The sequence below is a fragment of the Flavobacterium hungaricum genome (assembly GCF_015182285.1).
In the GTDB taxonomy this organism is placed as follows: domain Bacteria; phylum Bacteroidota; class Bacteroidia; order Flavobacteriales; family Flavobacteriaceae; genus Flavobacterium; species Flavobacterium hungaricum.
In genome coordinates this window covers 798,823-816,798 of record NZ_PRDM01000002.1, presented here as the reverse complement: position 1 = coordinate 816,798, position 17,976 = coordinate 798,823, and the positions used below count along the sequence as shown (strand labels likewise).

Genomic DNA, 17,976 nt, shown 5'->3' with positions numbered 1-17,976 from the left:
GAGATTTATTGTTTTTTTGAAGGAGCAATCATAAAATCTTTTAAATAATAAGGTTCAAAATAGGCGACATCTACGGTGTCGCTTTTTTGATACTTATCAAAACTAATTTTACTCATTGCCTGTGCCGATGGATATTTTACCTCTTCTAAAAAAACAAAATTAGCGGCTGTTAAAACCGTTTTGCATTTTTCGGCACAATCACCAACAAAATAAATTTTATCTGTATAGTTTTTAAAAGAGTTTTCGTCTATTATTTCGGCCTCAATACCTCTTTCAATTGTCATATCTGAATTAAAAACAGCACTGTACACTTCCATACGGCGGGCATCTAACATCGGAATAATTTTCCCGTCTGAAACGTTTGCCTGCGAAGCCAAAGTCTGTAAGGTATCAATTGCAATGAGTGGAATATTTAAAGCATAGCACAACCCTTTTGCCGCCGAAACACCAATTCGGAGTCCTGTATAAGAACCTGGTCCCTGACTTACTGCAATTGCTGCTAAATCCTGAACTGTGATTCCGGCTTTTGCAATAACTTCTTCTATAAAAACATGCAGCTTTTCGGCATGAGAATACCCTTCATCGGCAAGTTCGCTGCAAACAATAGTTTTGCCTTTTTCAGCGATTGATACAGAACAATTTTTAGTAGCAGTTTCGATGTTTAGGATAAAAGACAAAATAATTTATTTTTAATTAAAGTTTATTTGAAAATCAGTCCTGCAAAAATAAAAGTAAATATCCAAAATAACAGATAAGCAAAACATAAAATTACAATCAAAAAACCAAAATATATGAGCAGTTTTCTTCCTTCAGAAAAATAAACATATTCTTCTCTGTAATATTCTGTTTTGGAAACCCGATAATGAACGTACACCACAAATGCAATTGCAGCTATAAAACCGCCCACTAAACTATAGAGCAATTCTAAAGTAAAACCGCCATGCAGTGCAATAATCATGATCCAAAGTTATTTTTTGGCAGCTTCGGCTTTTTTAAGCTTTACTTTATCTCCAGAATTCAAATCTTTAGAAACTGTTGTATAGGGCCCTGTAATAACAACATCGCCCTCTTTTAAACCAGTAGTAACTTCAATATTGGTATCGTCTTGAATTCCTGTTTTAATGACTCTGATTTTAGCTTTATCTTCGGATTTTACAAATACACATTCAAATTTCTTATCATTTTTCGGAGCTGTTTTCTTTTCACTAGGATCTTCAACTTTAATCTCTTTTACAGCCGCTGTATCCGATTTAATCACCACAGCACTAATCGGCACTGCTAAAACATTTGTTTTTGTTGTAGTGATAATATCAACTGTTGCAGTCATTCCAGGTCTAAAAGGAGAATAAGCAGCCGGTTTTCCTTCTAATAAATCTTGATACGACTCTTTTACAATTCTAACTTTTACTTTAAAATTAGTAACCTGATCAGATGTCAAAGTTGTACTCGCTGAATTTGAAATACTAGTTACTATACCTTTAAATTTCTTTTTTAAATATGCATCCACTTCAACATTCGCTTCGTCTCCAATTTTGATTTTTACGATATCATTTTCATTAACATCGACTTCAACTTCCATATTGTTAAGATTGGCTACACGTAAAAGTTCTGTTCCTGCCATTTGCTGCGTTCCCAAAACACGTTCCCCTAATTCAACATTCAAAACAGAAATTGTTCCGTCTGCTGGAGCATAAATGGTGGTACGTCCTAAATTGTCTTTTGCTTCATTTACAGAAGCAGCAGCACTTTGAACATTATAATAAGAATTTTGTTTGGTTGCTTTTGCCACTTCAAAAGAAGCGATTGCTTTGTCCCAATCCGATTTTGAAATTACCCCTTTGTCGTACAAGGTTTTATTACGCTCATAATTGGCTTTTGCTTCTTTAAAACTTGCTTCAGATTGTGTTAAACCAGCTTTTGATCCAGATAAATTGGATACCGAGCGGTTGTAACTCGAAGTATATAAATCTGGATTTATTTTTACTAATAAATCTCCTTTTTTAACGACTTGTCCTTCTTTTACATTCAATAAAATAATTTCTCCAGAAACTTCCGGCGAAATTTTAACCTCTATTTCCGGCTGGATTTTTCCTGTTGCCGAAACGGTTTCTATGATCGTTGAAGCGGTAACTTTTGCAATTTCTACTTCTTTACCTTCTTCATTATTTCCTACTATATTGCCTTTTTTAAGAAGTACTAAAATTAAAATCAGCACTACTACTCCACCTACTAAGAAATAAACTCTTTTTTTTGACATAATAAATTATTTTGTGATAATTGGGACAATTGGAATTCCGAAGTAGAATTCAAGTATTTTTATTTTGAACATGTAATCGTATTTTGTTCTAATAACATCAGACTGTGCATTTGTCAACAAGGTTTGCGCCTGTGTAAAATCAAATGAATTCATCAAACCTACATCGTATTTTTCTTTAGCATAATTGTATGCCTGCTGTCTTGCTTCTAATGTTACTGTAGATGCTTCATAAGTGTTTAATGAGGATTTCGCATCTGTAAAAGCCGTATAAACGTTACGCTGCAAATCTAAACTTTTTTGCTCTAAATCTATTTTAGATTTCTCTAAACTTACTTTACTTCTTTCAACATTATTCTTAACAGAGAAACCATTAAATATAGGCACATTTAATTGTAAACCAAAGTTATGTCCTTTATTATCACTAAACTGCTGGAATATAGGATCCGGACCTACCGTATAAGGATTATTAGCACTATCAAATCTAATTTGATCACTGTAACTTGCTCTTGTATTAAAACCATAAAAGCCACTTAGAGTTGGCTGAAAAGCTCCCTTTGCAATTGCTACATTTTTTTGAGCAATTTCAAGATTGGTTTGTGCTAGCTTTAACTCTGTTCTGGTTTCTCTTGCTTTATTATAAATCTCAACAGGCGTCTGTGCTAGAATATTGTTTTCGTCTTTTACGTTGGTGTCATCTACCACATCAAAATCAGCAAATTCTTTTAATTGTAAAAGCTGCGCCAAACTCAATTTTGAGATTAATAAGTTGTTCTCAGAAACTGCAATGTTTTGTTTATCAGTAGCCACTGTTGCTTTTAAGTCAAATAAATCGCCACGCGGAATTGTCCCTGCATTTACCATTTCTTCAGAACGTGCAAATCGTTTTTCGTCGATTAACAACTGCTCTTTTTTAATTTTCAAATCTTCTTTATTAGATAAAATCTGTAAAAAAGCACTGGCAACATTCAACGAAATATCTTCCTGCATTTTTACCAATTGGTATTGTGATGCAATTATAGAAAGTTTTGCTCTTCTATAAGTATTTTGATTTTGAAGACCTTTATAAAGATCAACCCCGGCACTTAATCCAACTGATGAATATTGAGTAGTTTGGTTACGCAAAATACCAGTTGTAAGATCCTGATTTAAACCAATATTCCAAGAGTGTGATGCACTTCCGCTAACAGACGGAAGATAATTCCCCAGCGCACCTTTTTTATCAATCACTGCATTTTTTACATCCAATTCAGATAATTTAATCGTAATGTTATTCTCTAATGCATAACGAACACATTCTTCTAAAGTCCATTGTTTCGACTGCGCATTACTTGATAATCCGAAACCAAATAACAGGGCAAAAAGTAGACTATTATATTTATTTATTTTCATATATTTTGAATGAAAGCACAGTAACGATACTGCGCAAATTTAACATTTTTAAAACCTCAAAAAAACCGCTATAATTTCAAATTATTTTTTTTCTTTTTCGTCGATCAAACCTTGGTTCCAAATTTTAATTTTGTCTGTTTTTTTGATCCCGCTTTTAATTTGAACATAAATTCCGTCGCTTACTCCCAGCACCACATCTCTTCTTTGAAATTTCTGTGGAGCCGTTTCAACTTCAACATAAGGTTTTTGTGTTTTTTTGTCAAATTGAACCAATGATTCTTTTACCGCCAAAACTTTATCTGCTTTTTCTAAAATAATAGATGCATTGGCACTCAAACCAGCTCTGATAAAAGTGTCGTCTCTATTTTCTAAAGATGCTTTGATCTCAAACTGAATCGCCCCATTTTCTGTAACTCCTTTTGGCGCGATGTACGTTAGAACCGCAGTAAACTTTTTGTTCTCGATTGCTCCAACAGTGATTTCGATAGGCATTCTTTCTTTAATCTTCCCTACTTCAGATTCATCGATTTTTCCAACAAAAATCATTCTGCCGACATCCGCAACACTTGCAATTGTAGTTCCTTCATTAAAGTTATTGCTTTCGATTACTTGGTTTCCAACTTTTACAGGAACATCCAGAACCATTCCGTTTACAGTAGAACGAATTAAAGTATTGGCATAATTTCCTAAAGACGAGGTTGTTCCTGTTTTTACAATATCCAGACTTTGTTTTGCTGCAAGATAAGTTTGTTTTGCCTGATTGTAAGCTACTTCTGCAGCATCAAAATCGTTGGCAGAAATAACATCTTTTTCAAACAACGTTTTTTGTCTTTTGTATAATCGTTCTTGGTTGTCTAAGGCAATTTTTGCAGTCTGCACCTGATTTTGCGTACTGCTTACATTAGAAACGTTTGCAACAACTCTAATTTTTGCAATCATATCGCCAGCTTTGATTTTTTCTCCGGCTTTAATGTATACTTGTTCTATAATTCCTGAAATATTTGGTTTGATTAAGACCTCTTCATCAGGCTGAATATTACCTGTCGCAATTGTATTTTTTACGATTGTTTTAATTTCTGCTTTTTCCGTTTTAAAAACAATCGGCGATTGTTTATTTTTAGCGTACAAGTAATAAAGCGCGCCTACAAAAACGATCGCAATAAAAATTAAAATGGTTATGGTTGCTCCTTTTTTCATTGTTTTTGGGTTAAATCGATTTTATTTTGATTGATAATTTATTCTGTTCTTAAAGCATCTACCGGCTTTACACTTATGGCGGTCTGCGCGGGAATAAACCCTGCAAGCAAACCTGATCCTACTAATATTAATAAAGCGACAAATACAACTCTTAAATCTACAGTAGGGTTGGCAAACATGGTACCGCTATTGGGCGGCATAGAATCGAGCGCTATATTTAAAATTGCAATAATTCCGGTAGCTACCGCAATTCCTAACATCCCTGAAATGATTGTTAAAAATATTGATTCTGTTAAAATCTGTGTACGAATCGCTCCAGGTGTTGCTCCAAGTGCTCTTCTTATCCCAATTTCTTTGGTACGTTCTTTAACTACAATCAACATAATATTTGAAATTCCGATAACACCAGAAATCAGAACCAAAGTTCCTACAAAATAAGCAATGATTTTTAATATATTAAACAAACTCTGTACTTTATTGAATTGTTCGTATAAATCAAAATTACCCACTGCTCTATCATCTGCTGGATTTATATAGTGAAGCGCTTTTATCGTCTCTAAAATTTTAGGTTTTAATTCTGTTATAGAAGCATCGTCTGTTGCCGTAATCGCCATCCAGCCTACTTTATCTCCGTAATTAAAAGCTTGCTGAAAGGTGGTAAACGGAATAAAAATATTTTTTTGTTCCTGTTCGGCATTTCCTCCTTGCTGTTTGGACGAATAAACCCCTACAACCATAAAATTGATTCCGTTTATTTTAATGTAAGTTCCTACTGATTCTTCTTCTTTTCCGTATAATTCGCTGATTACACCTTTACCAATCACACAAACTTTTCTTTTCTCCTGAATATCCTGATGATTTACAAAACGGCCTTTGATAATATCCATCGGCTGTTGTTTAATCAATTCTGGATAATCTCCATAAATGGTAAAAGCAGAAGTTTTGGTTCCTCTCACCACATTATTTGTTCCGTTAAAATCTCCTAGTTGATTTCTAGGTGAAACATATAATAAATTTGGAACCGCATTTCTTAAAGCAGCGACGTCACTATTTCTAAAATCGTATCTTCTTGTTTTTGGAAGTCCTTTATAGGCTTTTGAGGTAGTCTGGCTCCACATAAACATGGTATTGGTGGCAATACCGTCAAAGCCTTTTTTCACACCATTTTCAAGGCCTTTTCCTGCTGCCAATAAAATGACCAAAATAAAAATCCCCCAAAACACACCAAAAGCTGTCAGTATCGTTCTGAAAACATTAGCCGTTAAAGCCTGTAAAATCTCGTCCCAATTATCTTTACTAAACATATATTATTCGTCTCTAAGTGCTACAATAGGTTTAATTTTAGCGGCTCTGTAAGCTGGGAAAAACCCCGCCATAGCACCAGCAAATACAAGCAGTATTAAAGTGGTCAATGCCACGCTAAAATCTACTTCAGGATTTCTAAAGAATTCGCTCTGCACCATCGGCCCAACAAATTCCAGCAAAAGCAAACTAGCCAGCAAGCCAACAAAACCAGCAATTGTAGTTATAAAAATGGATTCGTGAAGAATCATTGAAATGATTGAAAAAGGAGAAGCACCTAATGCTTTTCTGATTCCTATTTCTTTGGTTCTCTCTTTCACAATAATCAACATGATATTACTTACTCCTACTACACCGGCAATGATGGTACATATTCCAACCCACCAGAAAAACAATCGTATATATAAGTTCAGATCGTAAAACTGCTTAGCATCTTTAACCGAATTGTAAGCTCCAACACCGCTATCGTCTTCTGGAGCGACCATGTTTTTACTCTTCAATAAGTTTTTTAAATCTTGCGTAAACTTTTCTGACTGTGCCAATGCCTCATCATAATCGGCTGTCTTTTTTAACGTAAAAAATATATTGCTGATTTTATCACCTCCACCAAACGTTCTTTGAACAGTAGACAACGGCAGATATGCGCGAGTCTCTTCTCTTTCTCCTCCTGGATCTGTAAAAACCCCAATAACCTTAAAACTAATTTTGTTAATTAAGATTTCTTCGCCTATTGCATATTTATCTTTAAGCAGATCATTCTTCAATTTCATTCCAATGACTGCAACTTTTGCATTGCTTTGTAAATCTTTAGCGTTTATATAGCGGCCTTGTACAATCGTTAAATTTTCTATACCTCCATAATCTGGATCAACACCTCTAAATTGATAACTTCCCGATTCTTTTCCATAAGCAAAAGGCTGTCCCCAATAGTTGTTTGTTGAGGCACGCAAGTCTAGTTTTTCTTCAAATTTCTGAACCGATTGATTAAAATCACTGTTCCTGAACTGAATCTGTCTTCCTGGATTCAGCCCTTTGAATTCCTTAGTAGTGGTTCCCGACCAAACTTCAATAATTCCAGCAGCATCTCGTTCAAACTGCTTTTCAATTCCGTTTTGCAGACCTTTACCTGCGCCCAGTAAAATCACCAAAATAAAAATTCCAGAAGCAACAGAAATTCCCGTAAGAAATGTTCTCAGACGGTTTTTCGAAATGGCTTCAAATATTTCCTGCCAGCGTTCAATATTAAACATAAGACGATGCTCTAACTTGTTCTACCATTTTATCATCGATAATTAATCCGTCTTTTAGGACTACATTTCTTTTGCACATAGCGGCAATATCAGGTTCGTGGGTTACAATCAAAATGGTTTTTCCTTCATCGTTAATTCCTTGAATTAACTCCATAACCTCGTAAGATGTTTTTGTGTCAAGCGCTCCTGTAGGCTCATCTGCCAATAAAACTTTAGGATTTGAGGCTAACGCTCTAGCAATAGCAACACGTTGTTTCTGACCTCCAGAAAGCTCATTTGGGAGGTGATGTGAATGAGATCCCAGCCCAACTTTTTCCAAATATTTCATGGCAATCTCGTAACGCTCTTTTCTTTTTACTCCTTGGTAATACAAAGGCATTGCCACGTTGTCCAAAGCGGACTTATAATTAATCAAGTTAAAGGATTGAAAAACAAAACCTAAAAATTTATTACGGTATCTTGAAGCAATGGTTTCATTCAGCTTTTTAATTGGAGTTTTGTCTAAAGTATAACTTCCAGAATCGGCTTCATCCAAAATTCCTAAAATATTCAGCAGTGTCGATTTTCCAGAACCAGAAGACCCCATGATCGCAACCAATTCTCCTTCTTCAATATTAAAATTGATACCTTTCAACACATGTAATTCTGAATTTCCCATTTTATAGGATTTATGCAAATCTTTGATTTCGATCATGGTATTGTTAAATTTTAAAACAATAATAACATTTTTATTAAGTAAATTATGATAACAAAACGTTAATAATTTTTCCTACTTATTTCAATAAGACTACATTCTTTTTCAAATGTTACACTTTTTTAAGAAAATATAAATGTTTTTGTAATTTTACCGCATCTAAAAATTTTCCTATTAATGAAACTTTACTCTTTTATTTTATTTGCAGCCGCATTCACGGTGCTAACAGGCTGCTCTTCAACTCAAAAAATTGACACTTTAAAACCCGAACCAGACGATGCATCACCACTCGTTTACGACAGCAGCCCCTCTTTTATCAACCTTCCTATCAGCATTAAGTTAAGTGACATTGAAAATCAAACCAATGCATTGCTAACCGGATTAATTTATGAAGACAACAACATCGAAGATGATGATATCCAAATAAAAATCTGGAAACAGGCCCCTATCCAAATTCAAAATGATCCCGCAAGTCCGAATAAAAAGATAAAAACAATATTACCGCTAAAAGCGAATATTAAATATAGAATCGGAACCAAAAAAATGGGCATTGAACTTTACGATATCAGAGAGTTTAATCTGAATGGAAAGATCACATTATCTAGTGAAACCACACTCTCAAATTGGAAACTGACCACTAAAACCGAGTTTAAATCATTGGATTGGGCAGAAAGTCCGACAATGACTGTTTTTGGAAAAAATATGCCGATTACGTATTTGGTAAATCCGGCAATTTCTATTTTCAAAAAAACAATAGAAAAAACAATAGATGAGGCCATTGAACAATCTATGGATTTTAAACCTAATGTTCTTCAAGCTGTTGAAAAAATAGCGACGCCTATCCAAATGAGTGATACTTACGAAAGCTGGCTTCGAATTGTTCCTATCGAAATTTATTCGACAAATGCCAAACTTAAAAATGATTCTTTCTTGCTGGAAATGGGAATGAAATGCAATATGGAAACCATTGTAGGCAAAAAACCAGAATCAAAATTCAGCCCAAATAAAATAGCTTTAAAACCAGTTGCAAAAATTCCGAGTCAAATCTCTGCTAATATTGCTGCCATTTCAAGTTATGTAGATGCATCAAAAATTATGACTCAAAATTTTGCTGGGCAGGAATTTGGATCAGGAAGTAAAAAGATTACCGTAAAAAATGTAGCAATCTGGCATAAAGAAGGTAAAATGGTCATTGCGCTAGATGTTTTAGGATATATCAACGGAACGCTTTACTTAAACGGATTCCCACAATACAATCCGCAGACCAAAGAAATCTATTTTGACAAACTAGATTATGTTTTGGACACCAAAAGCAAACTGATGCGAACTGCCAACTGGCTTGCACAAGGATATATTTTGAAAAAAATGGAAGAAAGCTGTCGTTATTCGATTCAGCCGAATTTGGAAGAAGGCAAGAAAAGCATGGCGGCTTATCTTAAAAACTATTCGCCAATGCCAGGAGTTTTTGTTAACGGAAAAATGGAAGACATTCAATTTGATAAAATTCAGCTGACGAATCAAGCCATAATTGCTTTCATCAAAATAAACGGAACAGTTAATGTCTCGGTAAACGGACTTAAGTAAAAAATAAAAGCAGTGTAAAATTACACTGCTTTATTTTTTTTAGATCTATACATTCTGTAAATTATGTATCCTATAATAACAACCAACAGATACGGAATTACCATTAAGTAAACAATTCCGTCGTTTACGGCTTCTGCTTTCTTTATATTAGAATCTCCCGATAATGCTGCTCGGCACATCGCGCATTGCGCATTTGCAGAAATTCCAATTAAAAAAACACAAATTCCAAAAAGAACTGCTTGGAATTTGGAGTTTGAAGTTTTATTTTTTTTTGTGTTAGTGCGCATAATAAGGAGAAATCATTAAAAATACTATCACTCCCGTTACGGCAACATAAAGCCAAATTGGAAAAGTGATTTTAGCAATCTTTCTGTGCCTGTCAAAACGCTTTGCAAGAGCTCTAACATAGGTAATCAATACCAATGGAATAATTGCTATTGAAAGTAAAATGTGCGTTATTAAAATTACAAAGTATACCAATCGCAATGATCCTACTTTTGCGCTTTCTACCGCATCTAGAATACCATCATGATTTAAATCGCCAAACTTTGTAGAATCAGAAGTCATATGATAAGCCACATACATTACCAAAAAAGCCAGCGATAATGCAATAGCAAAAGTCATTAAACGTTCGTGAACTTTTTGGTTTCCTTTTTTTATAGCCATAACTGCAGCAACTAAAACAACTGCTGTAATACCATTTGTAGTGGCGTAAATTGGCGGCAAAAATGATAACGGTTCTACATCAAAACCAAAATCTTTAAGTTTAACACCAAATAAAATTGCTACAACAACCGGAATTACAATTGAAACAGCAACGATCCATTTGTTGTATTTTTTTTCTAATGAATGATCTTCCATTTTTATTCTTCTAATAAAATTTTAATATCTTGTTGAATGTCACGAACTCCTTTTTTATCTAAACCGTCATAATAAATATTAGGATTACCGAATTCGTCTTTTCTGCAGCGAATATTTCCGTCTTTGTCAATTAAAGCAAATAAACCAGAATGTTCAAAACCGCCGCTTACTTTATCATTTTCTCCGGCATAAAGATTAAAACCTTTATTAGACAAATCCATGATTACGTTTTTATCTCCAGTTAAGAAATTCCAATTTGACGATTTAACCCCCAATAGTTTTGCATGATCTTTTAAAACCTGCGGGGTATCATGTTTTGGGTCTATGGTTATGGAAACAATTCCGAAATTAGGATTACCGAAAAACGTTTTTTCAATTTCCAGCATGCTCATATTCATCTTTGGACAGATGGAAGGACAGGTTGTAAAAAAGAATTCTAAAACATATACCTTTCCTTTGTACGTCTCGTTTGAAACTTTTACATTATCCTGATTTGTCAATTCAAATTTTGGTGCCGGGCCAATTGTCATCAGCTTGGCTTCTTTAGAAGTTTTTGCTCCAACATTATCCAAACGGTTTCCTTTTACGACGTCGTCATTTTTTATTCTGTCTACGATTTTAGGAACTGCATAGATCCCAAAAATCAAAATAACAAAAGAGATCCCGATATAAGATTTGTTTTTAAACATGATAAGTAATTTTAAAGTTGTTTAGTGGCATTATGATTTTTCTTAAGTGCTGCCCGGTATTCATACAAGATAATTTTAAAATCATCCAGCATTTCATTACTCAGCTCAGACGGATGAAAAGTATCATAACCTTCTTTATAATCCTCTTTATCTTTTCTTCCTCTTAAATTTCTTTCTTTATCTATTATATAAACATTCGAAGTCCCAAGATTTTCATTTAATTTTCCTTCTAAATGCAATCCATCATAAAATTTCTGGATTTCTTCTTTTGATGCAAAAACAAAATTCCAGTTCTTAACATCTGTAAAAGGAGCTAAAGCATTTACTATTTTCTGCGCTTCATTTTCTGTTCCAACCGGACATAGAATAACAAACTGCAAATCTTCAAACCCATTATATCGCTTGTATATTTTTTCGTTAAGATTAAAATAATTACCGCGATTTTCTAATATATTCGAACCTGAAAAACCGAGTACTGTAATCTTTTTATTCAAAGAGATTTTCTTTCCGTTTAGAGATTCCCAATTGCCAAAGTCAGCAACTTTTGGGGTGATTACCGGAAGTGTCGTAAAACTATTTACACCAGAAGCAAAAAATAAATACGCTACAATTGGAAGGACAAAAAGTACAAAGAGAACTATATTTTTTTTCATTGTATTAATGGAAGTAATTGAGGTACAAAAATAAAAAAATCCCGATGTTATCGGGACTCTTTTCGAATTAATATCATGTTAAAAATTCCATTTAATAGTAGAATCTTTAAAAACCCCATAAATATAGTGTCCTTCTGTTAACAGAATAAACAATAAATATAATACTAGGAAAATAACAGGAGAAACTACAGACCATCTAAGGCTGCTTTTTTCACCTTCCATGTGCATAAATGCCCATACAATATAATATGCTTTGAAAATTGTCAGGATATAGAAAATCCAGTTTAACAAATTCAACCCAACAAAATGATTAAATTCTAATGCGTGAGGTTTGTAGATACCTAAAATAACCTCTACAATAGTTACTGCTGAAAGTAATCCGAAAACAAACCAGATTCTTTTTGTATTTGATACGTGCTCGTGTGACATAATAATTAAATTGTAAAGATTAAACTAGATAGAATACTGTAAATACAAATACCCAAACTAAATCTACGAAGTGCCAGTATAAACCAACTTTCTCAACCATTTCGTAGCTTCTTCTTTTCTCGTAAGTACCTAATAATACATTAAAGAAAATGATGATATTAATGATAACTCCAGAGAATACGTGGAATCCGTGGAAACCTGTAATAAAGAAGAAGAAATCAGCAAATAATTTATTTCCGTATTCGTTTCTAATCAAGTTAGCTCCTTCTACAACATATTTAGCAGTTGCTAAATGTTTTTCAGAATCTTCTCTTGTTAAAATTGTTTTTTTCTTGTTCGCATCTAGTTTTTCTGTTCTAATTAAAACTTCTGGATGTGCTTTAAAACCAGCCTGAACTTCAGCAACAGTAAAACTTGGCTGTGATTCAGCCTCTTCCATAAACCAAGTTGAGTGGCTTCTTGTCAAAGCTTCTCTTTGTTCTGGCAATTTAACTGCAAAATCAGCAAGAGCTACTCTTTTTCCGTCTTTATCAACGAATTGAAGTAAGCTGCCTCCTACAGTTTCAACTGCACCATATTCTCCTTTAATGAAGTTTTTCCATTCCCAAGCTTGAGAACCAACGAAAATGAAACCTCCAATAATAGTTAAGAACATGTAAATAGCAACTTTTGTCTTTTTCAATTGGTGTCCAGCATCAACAGCCAAAACCATTGTTACAGATGAAAAGATCAAAATAAAAGTCATTAATGCTACATAATACATAGGAGCCGGAACACCATGCATAAATGGGAAGTGAGTAAACACTTCATCGGCCAATGGCCAAGTTTCGATAAATTTAAATCTAGAAAAACCATAAGCTCCTAGAAATCCAGAGAATGTTAAGGCATCTGATACGATAAAAAACCACATCATCATTTTACCATAACTTGATCCTAGCGGCTGGATCTCATGACCGCCTCCCCAGGTTTTTTCGTCGTTGTTTGCAGTAGTAACTGTCGCTCCCATAAAAGATATTCGTTAAAAAGTTCCCAAATTTACGTTTTTTTCTTATTTAAAGAAAAATAAAAATAAAAATAAATATACCCATAATAAATCCAAAAAGTGCCAATACATCGCACCTAGCTCTATCCCAAGAGTTTGAGATGAATTGTATTTTTGTTTAAAATGATTATAAATTATAATTAAAAGTGAAATTATCCCACCAGCAAGGTGTAATAAGTGTGTAACCGTTACCACATAAAGAAAAGTTGTAGTAATAGAACTACCTTCTCCTGTAAAATAATAGCCTTGCGCAACGATTTGTCCAAATCCTTGAAACTGCAAAACCACAAATAAAATCCCAAGCGCTAATGTAGCCAAAAGCAAACTTGTAACAGCGATTCTATTGTCTTTCTGCATTGCTTTTTTCGCAAGGTAAAAAGTAACACTGCATCCAATAATTACTGCTGTACTCCAATAAAAAGCCGAAGGAAGTTCAAAATTCTTCAACCAGTCTGCTCTTGATTTACTAACTACAAACGCACTTGTCAACCCAGCGAACATCATGGTCATACTTACCATGGCAAAAAGCAGAATCAGTTTTGCTGATTTTGACTTTTGTATTTGTTCTTCATTTGTTTTCAATGTCATTTCCATAACTATCTTAAAAATTTATCTACTATAAATACAATCTGCAATAAGGAAATATAAGATACACTAACCAACATTAATGTTCTTGCTGCTTTAGCTGTTCTTAAACGATATAATTTAACAGCATAAAAAAGCATCCAAATTCCTAAAAGAAATACTAAAACGGCCGCAATTGGAGAAATAAACAATTGACCTGTAAAACCTAACATTGGCAATAAAGATGCGATTATCAGCCAAATGGTGTATAATATAATCTGCAATGCAGTTCCGTTATCTTTTTTACCTGTCGGCAGCATAAAAATCCCAGCCTTTTCGTAATCTTCATACAAAAACCAGCCAATTGACCAGAAATGCGGAAACTGCCAGAAGAACTGAATTAAAAATAAAGTTCCTGCTTCGATACCAAATTCTCCTGTTGCTGCCACCCATCCTAACATAAACGGAATAGCACCTGGAAAAGCACCAACAAAAACAGACAACGAAGTTACTGTTTTTAAAGGTGTATATACGCTTGTATATAAAAATATCGAAATTGCAGCAAACATTGCCGACTTGGCATTTATACTGTAAAGCAATGCTATACCTGTAATAGTAAGAAGGCTTGCCACAAGCAAAGCCATTTTTGGAGACATACGCCCTGAAGGAACGGGACGATTCTTAGTACGATCCATCAAAGAATCGATATCTTTCTCTATTACCTGATTAAAAGCATTCGAAGCTCCAACCATGCAATAACCTCCAATAGACAAAACCACCAAAACACTCCATTTAAAGGGGTGTTCGGCATCTACTCCTAATAAATATCCTGCAATAGAAGAAAACAAAACACTAATAGCCAGACCGGCTTTAGTAATCTCTTTAAAATCTAAAAATATTGATTTGAGTGATAGTGTGTTTTTTGCAGCGTTCAATACCGTGATTGTTTGTGTATTTTTTTGAGTGGTGCAAATGTACAAATTAGATTGTAGAATTTGAACCAATAAAATTAGATTTTTTTCAATAAAACCTCCGCAAAATAAGAACTTACGATTCTTTAACAGTATTCTTTTGAAAAATCTTATTAAAAACTAGTAATCAAAATACCAATTAAATATATCAGAACGAAGTCCGATGCTAAACCAACTTGTATTTTGCTTAAATGTCGTTGCAGTTTCCTGAGTTGGATCAAAATTTCTATAAATAAAACTTCCGAATAACTTCAAGTTTGTCATTGGATTAATTAAATAACCGCCTTGAACATCTGCAATAAAAACACTTGTTTTATTTCCCTGCCCGATTTTTACACCTGTATCATACGGACGTTTTTCATCGTAACTTTTATAAATATTTCCGCCGTAATTATATGAGTCCTGTGCTGTATCAAAATCCAGACCTCTGGTTCCCATTGTAAATTTTGCATCTGCAAACAAACGCCCTTTATGGTAACGTCCGATTAAAATCAATTCTTGAAAATTCCCTCCCCATTGGTGGCCTACGCTCTGATTATTATGTCCGTAATTGGTAATAACGGCACTGTGCGAATATACATAAGGACGAACTTGATTTAACTCAACCTGCACTAACAAATCTTTGACATTAAAGGCATTGAAATATTTGGCCCCTAATTGAAAACCAAATTTATTTTTCCAGCTTTTATTTCCTGCCCCAACTTCAGAAACAGAAAACTCATCGATCAAAAACTGTGTATAAATATTGATACTATTGTTCCATTTATATTTTCCAGTAAGTCCTAAAAGTGCATTTCCGCTTTTAGAAGACGAACCAAATTCTACTGCACGATAAAAAATAATTGGATTTACAAAGTTGATGTCAAAACCTCTATTATTAGAGTCTGTCCAAACTACCGACTCGAAAAAACCTAAATTTAATCTGTTAGAAACATTCCAGCTTAAATAATGGTTTGCCATAAATTTGGTTGCATAGGTTCTTTCTGCTGTAACATCAGGACGAACATCTTTCAGCCACATGTAAGTATTAGTATATTTTATCTTCCAAAATTTGGTGTTGATTTTAAAATACGGATATGGACTTGCTCCGTCACCTTCTAACAAAGAACGATAACCGTCTCCAATAAAGTTTCTTCCATAACCCAACTGTAAGTCAAAAATTTTACTTGGAGCAAATGTAATATTAGCATCTGCTAAAGGAAAATCATAAGCATCTGTTTTAAATCTTTTAGCGATTCCCACTCCAGGAATAATCGCCGGATTTCCGCCAGAAGGCTTGATAGATTCTGCATAGTCATTAAAATACCCTGCAAATCTTCCCTGACTTTCAAAAAATGTAGTGGTAAAATTGATTTGTTTTCCTAAACCTCCTCTAAAGTTTAATGCCCTTGTATTTACATAAGTATACGACGCATCAAGATCTGAGGCTTTCCCCATTTGCAGGTCTACTATTGGGTTTAACGAAAACCAATAATCTTCTCCCTGAATCTGCACCATGTTTTCGTTCCACCATTTTCTCCCCAGCCAACTTGAAACATTCTTTTGCAAAGATTGATTTACTGCTTTTAAATTATAATATTTAGAAACCTCTTCATAAGTATAAGGTTTAGAAGCAGTATGATTATTACTTCCCACTTGATTCATCGCACCGTCAAACTGCGCGTAATAACTGTGAGAAAAGGGTATATTTAAGTGACTTTCGAATTCTGGATTATTGTATTTTTTGTATACGATACTGTCCAATTCTGTCATTGGTTTTTCAACTGGTTTCAAAATTTCAGATGCAGCCAAAGCTTCGGCTGCCAATTGCTCCGAACTTTTTAAAGGAATATCTATAGCAATCGTATATTTGGAATAGGTTGGTTTTCCGCTGAATGTTGAAGGTTTGATTTTAGGAAATTTTCCGAAAACACGTTTTGCTTCTTCCGACAATTCATCGTTTGATGCCGAAACATAAATCACCTTAAATTCACCCTCTGCATTTACTTCAAAAAGTACTTTTACAACACCTTTGTAGTTGTTATTTTTCAGGTTTTCCGGTACTTGATAATTAGCAAAAACAAAATCCTGAACTTCTTTGTAAAAACAATCTTCTAGTTTTTTGCCTTCCAGATTTTCACAATTTGGAAAAACGGGAAACATTTCTGTATTAAAACCCGGCTGTATTGAAGAATTTCTATTTTGCTGCGAAAAAACAGTAAAGAACGAAAAAATAAAAACAAGGGATAAAAAAAACTTATTCACTTAAATTTGGGTATTTATTTAATATTGATTTGGGGAATTTTCTCCGTTTACAATTGCTTTTGCCACCGAAGTTCCGATACGTTTAACTCCTAAACGAATCATTTCGACTGCATCATCAAAAGAACGGACACCTCCTGCTGCCTTTACAGGAAGCGGAGACGCATTTTCAAGCATTATAATAATAGATGGAATTGTCGCTCCGTTTGGAAGATCATTTTCTGTTTTATAAAAACCTGTTGAAGATTTTACAAAAACCGAAGCAAAATCGTCTTCTTTAAAATTCGAAATTATCACATTTTTGATCAACACACAAAGTTGTATAATTTCTTTATCGTTTAAAGCCGCCACTTCAATAATCCATTTTACGGTTTTATTGTTGGCAAGACCGATCTGCGTTCCAACGAGAATTTCTTGTTTGACTAAATCTGCATCACCATTTTTAAAAGCTTCATAATTACAAACAAAATCGAGATCATCAGCTCCGTTTGCAATAGCCTCGTTAGCTTCTTTAAGCTTGGTTTCTAATGTAGATTTTCCTTCTGGAAAATCAATCACAGTGCCAATCAGCAAAACTGAATTTGCTTCAAGAATCATTGCTTTGGCCATCGAAACATATTCGGGACGAATCATAATCAGCTTAAAACTTTCCTGAATGGCTTCGCTGATCGCATTTTGAACCACAAACGTATTTTCTGCTTCACTAAGACCAGCTTGTGAGGCAGTTTTTAAATAAGTAGAATCCAGATATTGCTTTATGTTCATCACGATTGAAGTTGCAGAAAACCAGCACAAAAGTACATTTTATATTGAAAAAAACAGCTTTTTCTAAATTTTGATTTTCCTGTAATAA

The 17,976-nt window shown here is 34.0% G+C and carries 19 protein-coding genes; 1 reads left to right on the top strand and 18 read right to left on the bottom strand.

Annotated elements, in window-relative coordinates:
* Positions 1 to 5: 5 nt before the first annotated feature.
* The 8 genes from tsaB to C4F50_RS11210 all read right to left on the bottom strand — a co-directional run bounded on the left by tsaB (position 6) and on the right by C4F50_RS11210 (position 8,089).
* A complete protein-coding gene (gene tsaB / locus C4F50_RS11245; protein WP_194138752.1) occupies positions 6 to 677 on the bottom strand; it encodes a tRNA (adenosine(37)-N6)-threonylcarbamoyltransferase complex dimerization subunit type 1 TsaB in 672 nt (223 codons plus the stop codon).
* 23 nt (positions 678 to 700) lie between these two features.
* The gene (locus C4F50_RS11240; RefSeq protein ID WP_194138751.1) at positions 701 to 958 is read right to left on the bottom strand and encodes a hypothetical protein; all 258 of its coding nucleotides are present in this window, start codon (positions 956 to 958) and stop codon (positions 701 to 703) included.
* A 9-nt stretch (positions 959 to 967) separates the two neighbouring features.
* Positions 968 to 2,257 carry an efflux RND transporter periplasmic adaptor subunit gene (locus C4F50_RS11235; RefSeq protein ID WP_194138750.1) on the bottom strand — a complete coding sequence of 430 codons (1,290 nt, stop codon included), beginning with the start codon at positions 2,255 to 2,257 and terminating at the stop codon, positions 968 to 970.
* Between the two features lie 6 nt (positions 2,258 to 2,263).
* Positions 2,264 to 3,646 carry a TolC family protein gene (locus tag C4F50_RS11230; RefSeq protein ID WP_194138749.1) on the bottom strand — a complete coding sequence of 461 codons (1,383 nt, stop codon included), beginning with the start codon at positions 3,644 to 3,646 and terminating at the stop codon, positions 2,264 to 2,266.
* Between the two features lie 81 nt (positions 3,647 to 3,727).
* Positions 3,728 to 4,843 (bottom strand): efflux RND transporter periplasmic adaptor subunit, encoded by a 1,116-nt coding sequence (locus C4F50_RS11225; protein WP_194138748.1) that lies wholly within the window; start codon positions 4,841 to 4,843, stop codon positions 3,728 to 3,730.
* A 38-nt stretch (positions 4,844 to 4,881) separates the two neighbouring features.
* Positions 4,882 to 6,147, bottom strand: a complete 1,266-nt coding sequence (locus C4F50_RS11220; protein ID WP_194138747.1) for an ABC transporter permease — start codon at positions 6,145 to 6,147, stop codon at positions 4,882 to 4,884.
* 3 nt (positions 6,148 to 6,150) lie between these two features.
* Positions 6,151 to 7,395, bottom strand: a complete 1,245-nt coding sequence (locus C4F50_RS11215) for an ABC transporter permease (RefSeq protein WP_194138746.1) — start codon at positions 7,393 to 7,395, stop codon at positions 6,151 to 6,153.
* Positions 7,388 to 8,089, bottom strand: a complete 702-nt coding sequence (locus C4F50_RS11210; protein ID WP_194138745.1) for an ABC transporter ATP-binding protein — start codon at positions 8,087 to 8,089, stop codon at positions 7,388 to 7,390. The genes C4F50_RS11215 and C4F50_RS11210 overlap by 8 nt, the downstream gene beginning before the upstream one ends.
* A 177-nt stretch (positions 8,090 to 8,266) precedes the next feature.
* Here C4F50_RS11210 and C4F50_RS11205 point away from each other — a divergent pair, with 177 nt between their 5' ends.
* Positions 8,267 to 9,673, top strand: coding sequence for a DUF4403 family protein (locus C4F50_RS11205; protein WP_194138744.1), 1,407 nt, complete (start codon positions 8,267 to 8,269; stop codon positions 9,671 to 9,673).
* 20 nt (positions 9,674 to 9,693) lie between these two features.
* Here the strand turns inward: C4F50_RS11205 and C4F50_RS11200 are convergent, their stop codons facing one another.
* The 10 genes from C4F50_RS11200 to deoC all read right to left on the bottom strand — a co-directional run bounded on the left by C4F50_RS11200 (position 9,694) and on the right by deoC (position 17,888).
* Complete coding sequence (locus tag C4F50_RS11200) at positions 9,694 to 9,960, bottom strand: hypothetical protein (RefSeq protein WP_194138743.1); 267 nt, start codon at positions 9,958 to 9,960, stop codon at positions 9,694 to 9,696.
* Entirely contained in the window at positions 9,950 to 10,534 is a 585-nt protein-coding gene (locus C4F50_RS11195; RefSeq protein WP_194138742.1) for a DUF420 domain-containing protein, read from the bottom strand. Before C4F50_RS11195 ends, C4F50_RS11200 begins: the two co-directional genes overlap by 11 nt.
* 2 nt (positions 10,535 to 10,536) lie before the next feature.
* Positions 10,537 to 11,223: an SCO family protein gene (locus C4F50_RS11190; RefSeq protein WP_194138741.1), complete on the bottom strand. Its 687-nt coding sequence runs from the start codon at positions 11,221 to 11,223 to the stop codon at positions 10,537 to 10,539.
* A gap of 11 nt (positions 11,224 to 11,234) precedes the next feature.
* Positions 11,235 to 11,876, bottom strand: a complete 642-nt coding sequence (locus tag C4F50_RS11185) for a hypothetical protein (RefSeq protein ID WP_194138740.1) — start codon at positions 11,874 to 11,876, stop codon at positions 11,235 to 11,237.
* Positions 11,877 to 11,954: 78 nt separating this feature from the next.
* The gene (locus C4F50_RS11180; protein WP_194138739.1) at positions 11,955 to 12,305 is read right to left on the bottom strand and encodes a cytochrome C oxidase subunit IV family protein; all 351 of its coding nucleotides are present in this window, start codon (positions 12,303 to 12,305) and stop codon (positions 11,955 to 11,957) included.
* Between the two features lie 19 nt (positions 12,306 to 12,324).
* Positions 12,325 to 13,311 (bottom strand): cytochrome c oxidase subunit 3, encoded by a 987-nt coding sequence (locus C4F50_RS11175; RefSeq protein WP_194138738.1) that lies wholly within the window; start codon positions 13,309 to 13,311, stop codon positions 12,325 to 12,327.
* A 42-nt stretch (positions 13,312 to 13,353) separates the two neighbouring features.
* The gene (locus C4F50_RS11170; RefSeq protein WP_194138737.1) at positions 13,354 to 13,941 is read right to left on the bottom strand and encodes a cytochrome c oxidase subunit 3; all 588 of its coding nucleotides are present in this window, start codon (positions 13,939 to 13,941) and stop codon (positions 13,354 to 13,356) included.
* Between the two features lie 2 nt (positions 13,942 to 13,943).
* Positions 13,944 to 14,846: a heme o synthase gene (gene cyoE, locus C4F50_RS11165; protein WP_194139146.1), complete on the bottom strand. Its 903-nt coding sequence runs from the start codon at positions 14,844 to 14,846 to the stop codon at positions 13,944 to 13,946.
* Positions 14,847 to 15,002: 156 nt separating this feature from the next.
* Positions 15,003 to 17,126 (bottom strand): energy transducer TonB, encoded by a 2,124-nt coding sequence (locus tag C4F50_RS11160; RefSeq protein WP_194138736.1) that lies wholly within the window; start codon positions 17,124 to 17,126, stop codon positions 15,003 to 15,005.
* A gap of 18 nt (positions 17,127 to 17,144) precedes the next feature.
* On the bottom strand, positions 17,145 to 17,888 hold the full coding sequence (deoC, locus tag C4F50_RS11155) for a deoxyribose-phosphate aldolase (protein WP_194138735.1): 744 nt from the start codon (positions 17,886 to 17,888) through the stop codon (positions 17,145 to 17,147).
* Positions 17,889 to 17,976 lie beyond the last annotated feature (88 nt).

Coding starts and splice junctions, on each gene's coding strand:
- C4F50_RS11240 (WP_194138751.1), bottom strand. CDS start 958: ATGATTATTGCACTGCATGGCGGTTTTACTTTAGAATTGCTCTATAGT.
- C4F50_RS11235 (WP_194138750.1), bottom strand. CDS start 2,257: ATGTCAAAAAAAAGAGTTTATTTCTTAGTAGGTGGAGTAGTAGTGCTG.
- C4F50_RS11230 (WP_194138749.1), bottom strand. CDS start 3,646: ATGAAAATAAATAAATATAATAGTCTACTTTTTGCCCTGTTATTTGGT.
- C4F50_RS11225 (WP_194138748.1), bottom strand. CDS start 4,843: ATGAAAAAAGGAGCAACCATAACCATTTTAATTTTTATTGCGATCGTT.
- C4F50_RS11220 (WP_194138747.1), bottom strand. CDS start 6,147: ATGTTTAGTAAAGATAATTGGGACGAGATTTTACAGGCTTTAACGGCT.
- C4F50_RS11215 (WP_194138746.1), bottom strand. CDS start 7,395: ATGTTTAATATTGAACGCTGGCAGGAAATATTTGAAGCCATTTCGAAA.
- C4F50_RS11210 (WP_194138745.1), bottom strand. CDS start 8,089: ATGATCGAAATCAAAGATTTGCATAAATCCTATAAAATGGGAAATTCA.
- C4F50_RS11205 (WP_194138744.1), top strand. CDS start 8,267: ATGAAACTTTACTCTTTTATTTTATTTGCAGCCGCATTCACGGTGCTA.
- C4F50_RS11200 (WP_194138743.1), bottom strand. CDS start 9,960: ATGCGCACTAACACAAAAAAAAATAAAACTTCAAACTCCAAATTCCAA.
- C4F50_RS11195 (WP_194138742.1), bottom strand. CDS start 10,534: ATGGAAGATCATTCATTAGAAAAAAAATACAACAAATGGATCGTTGCT.
- C4F50_RS11190 (WP_194138741.1), bottom strand. CDS start 11,223: ATGTTTAAAAACAAATCTTATATCGGGATCTCTTTTGTTATTTTGATT.
- C4F50_RS11185 (WP_194138740.1), bottom strand. CDS start 11,876: ATGAAAAAAAATATAGTTCTCTTTGTACTTTTTGTCCTTCCAATTGTA.
- C4F50_RS11180 (WP_194138739.1), bottom strand. CDS start 12,305: ATGTCACACGAGCACGTATCAAATACAAAAAGAATCTGGTTTGTTTTC.
- C4F50_RS11175 (WP_194138738.1), bottom strand. CDS start 13,311: ATGGGAGCGACAGTTACTACTGCAAACAACGACGAAAAAACCTGGGGA.
- C4F50_RS11170 (WP_194138737.1), bottom strand. CDS start 13,941: ATGGAAATGACATTGAAAACAAATGAAGAACAAATACAAAAGTCAAAA.
- deoC (WP_194138735.1), bottom strand. CDS start 17,888: ATGAACATAAAGCAATATCTGGATTCTACTTATTTAAAAACTGCCTCA.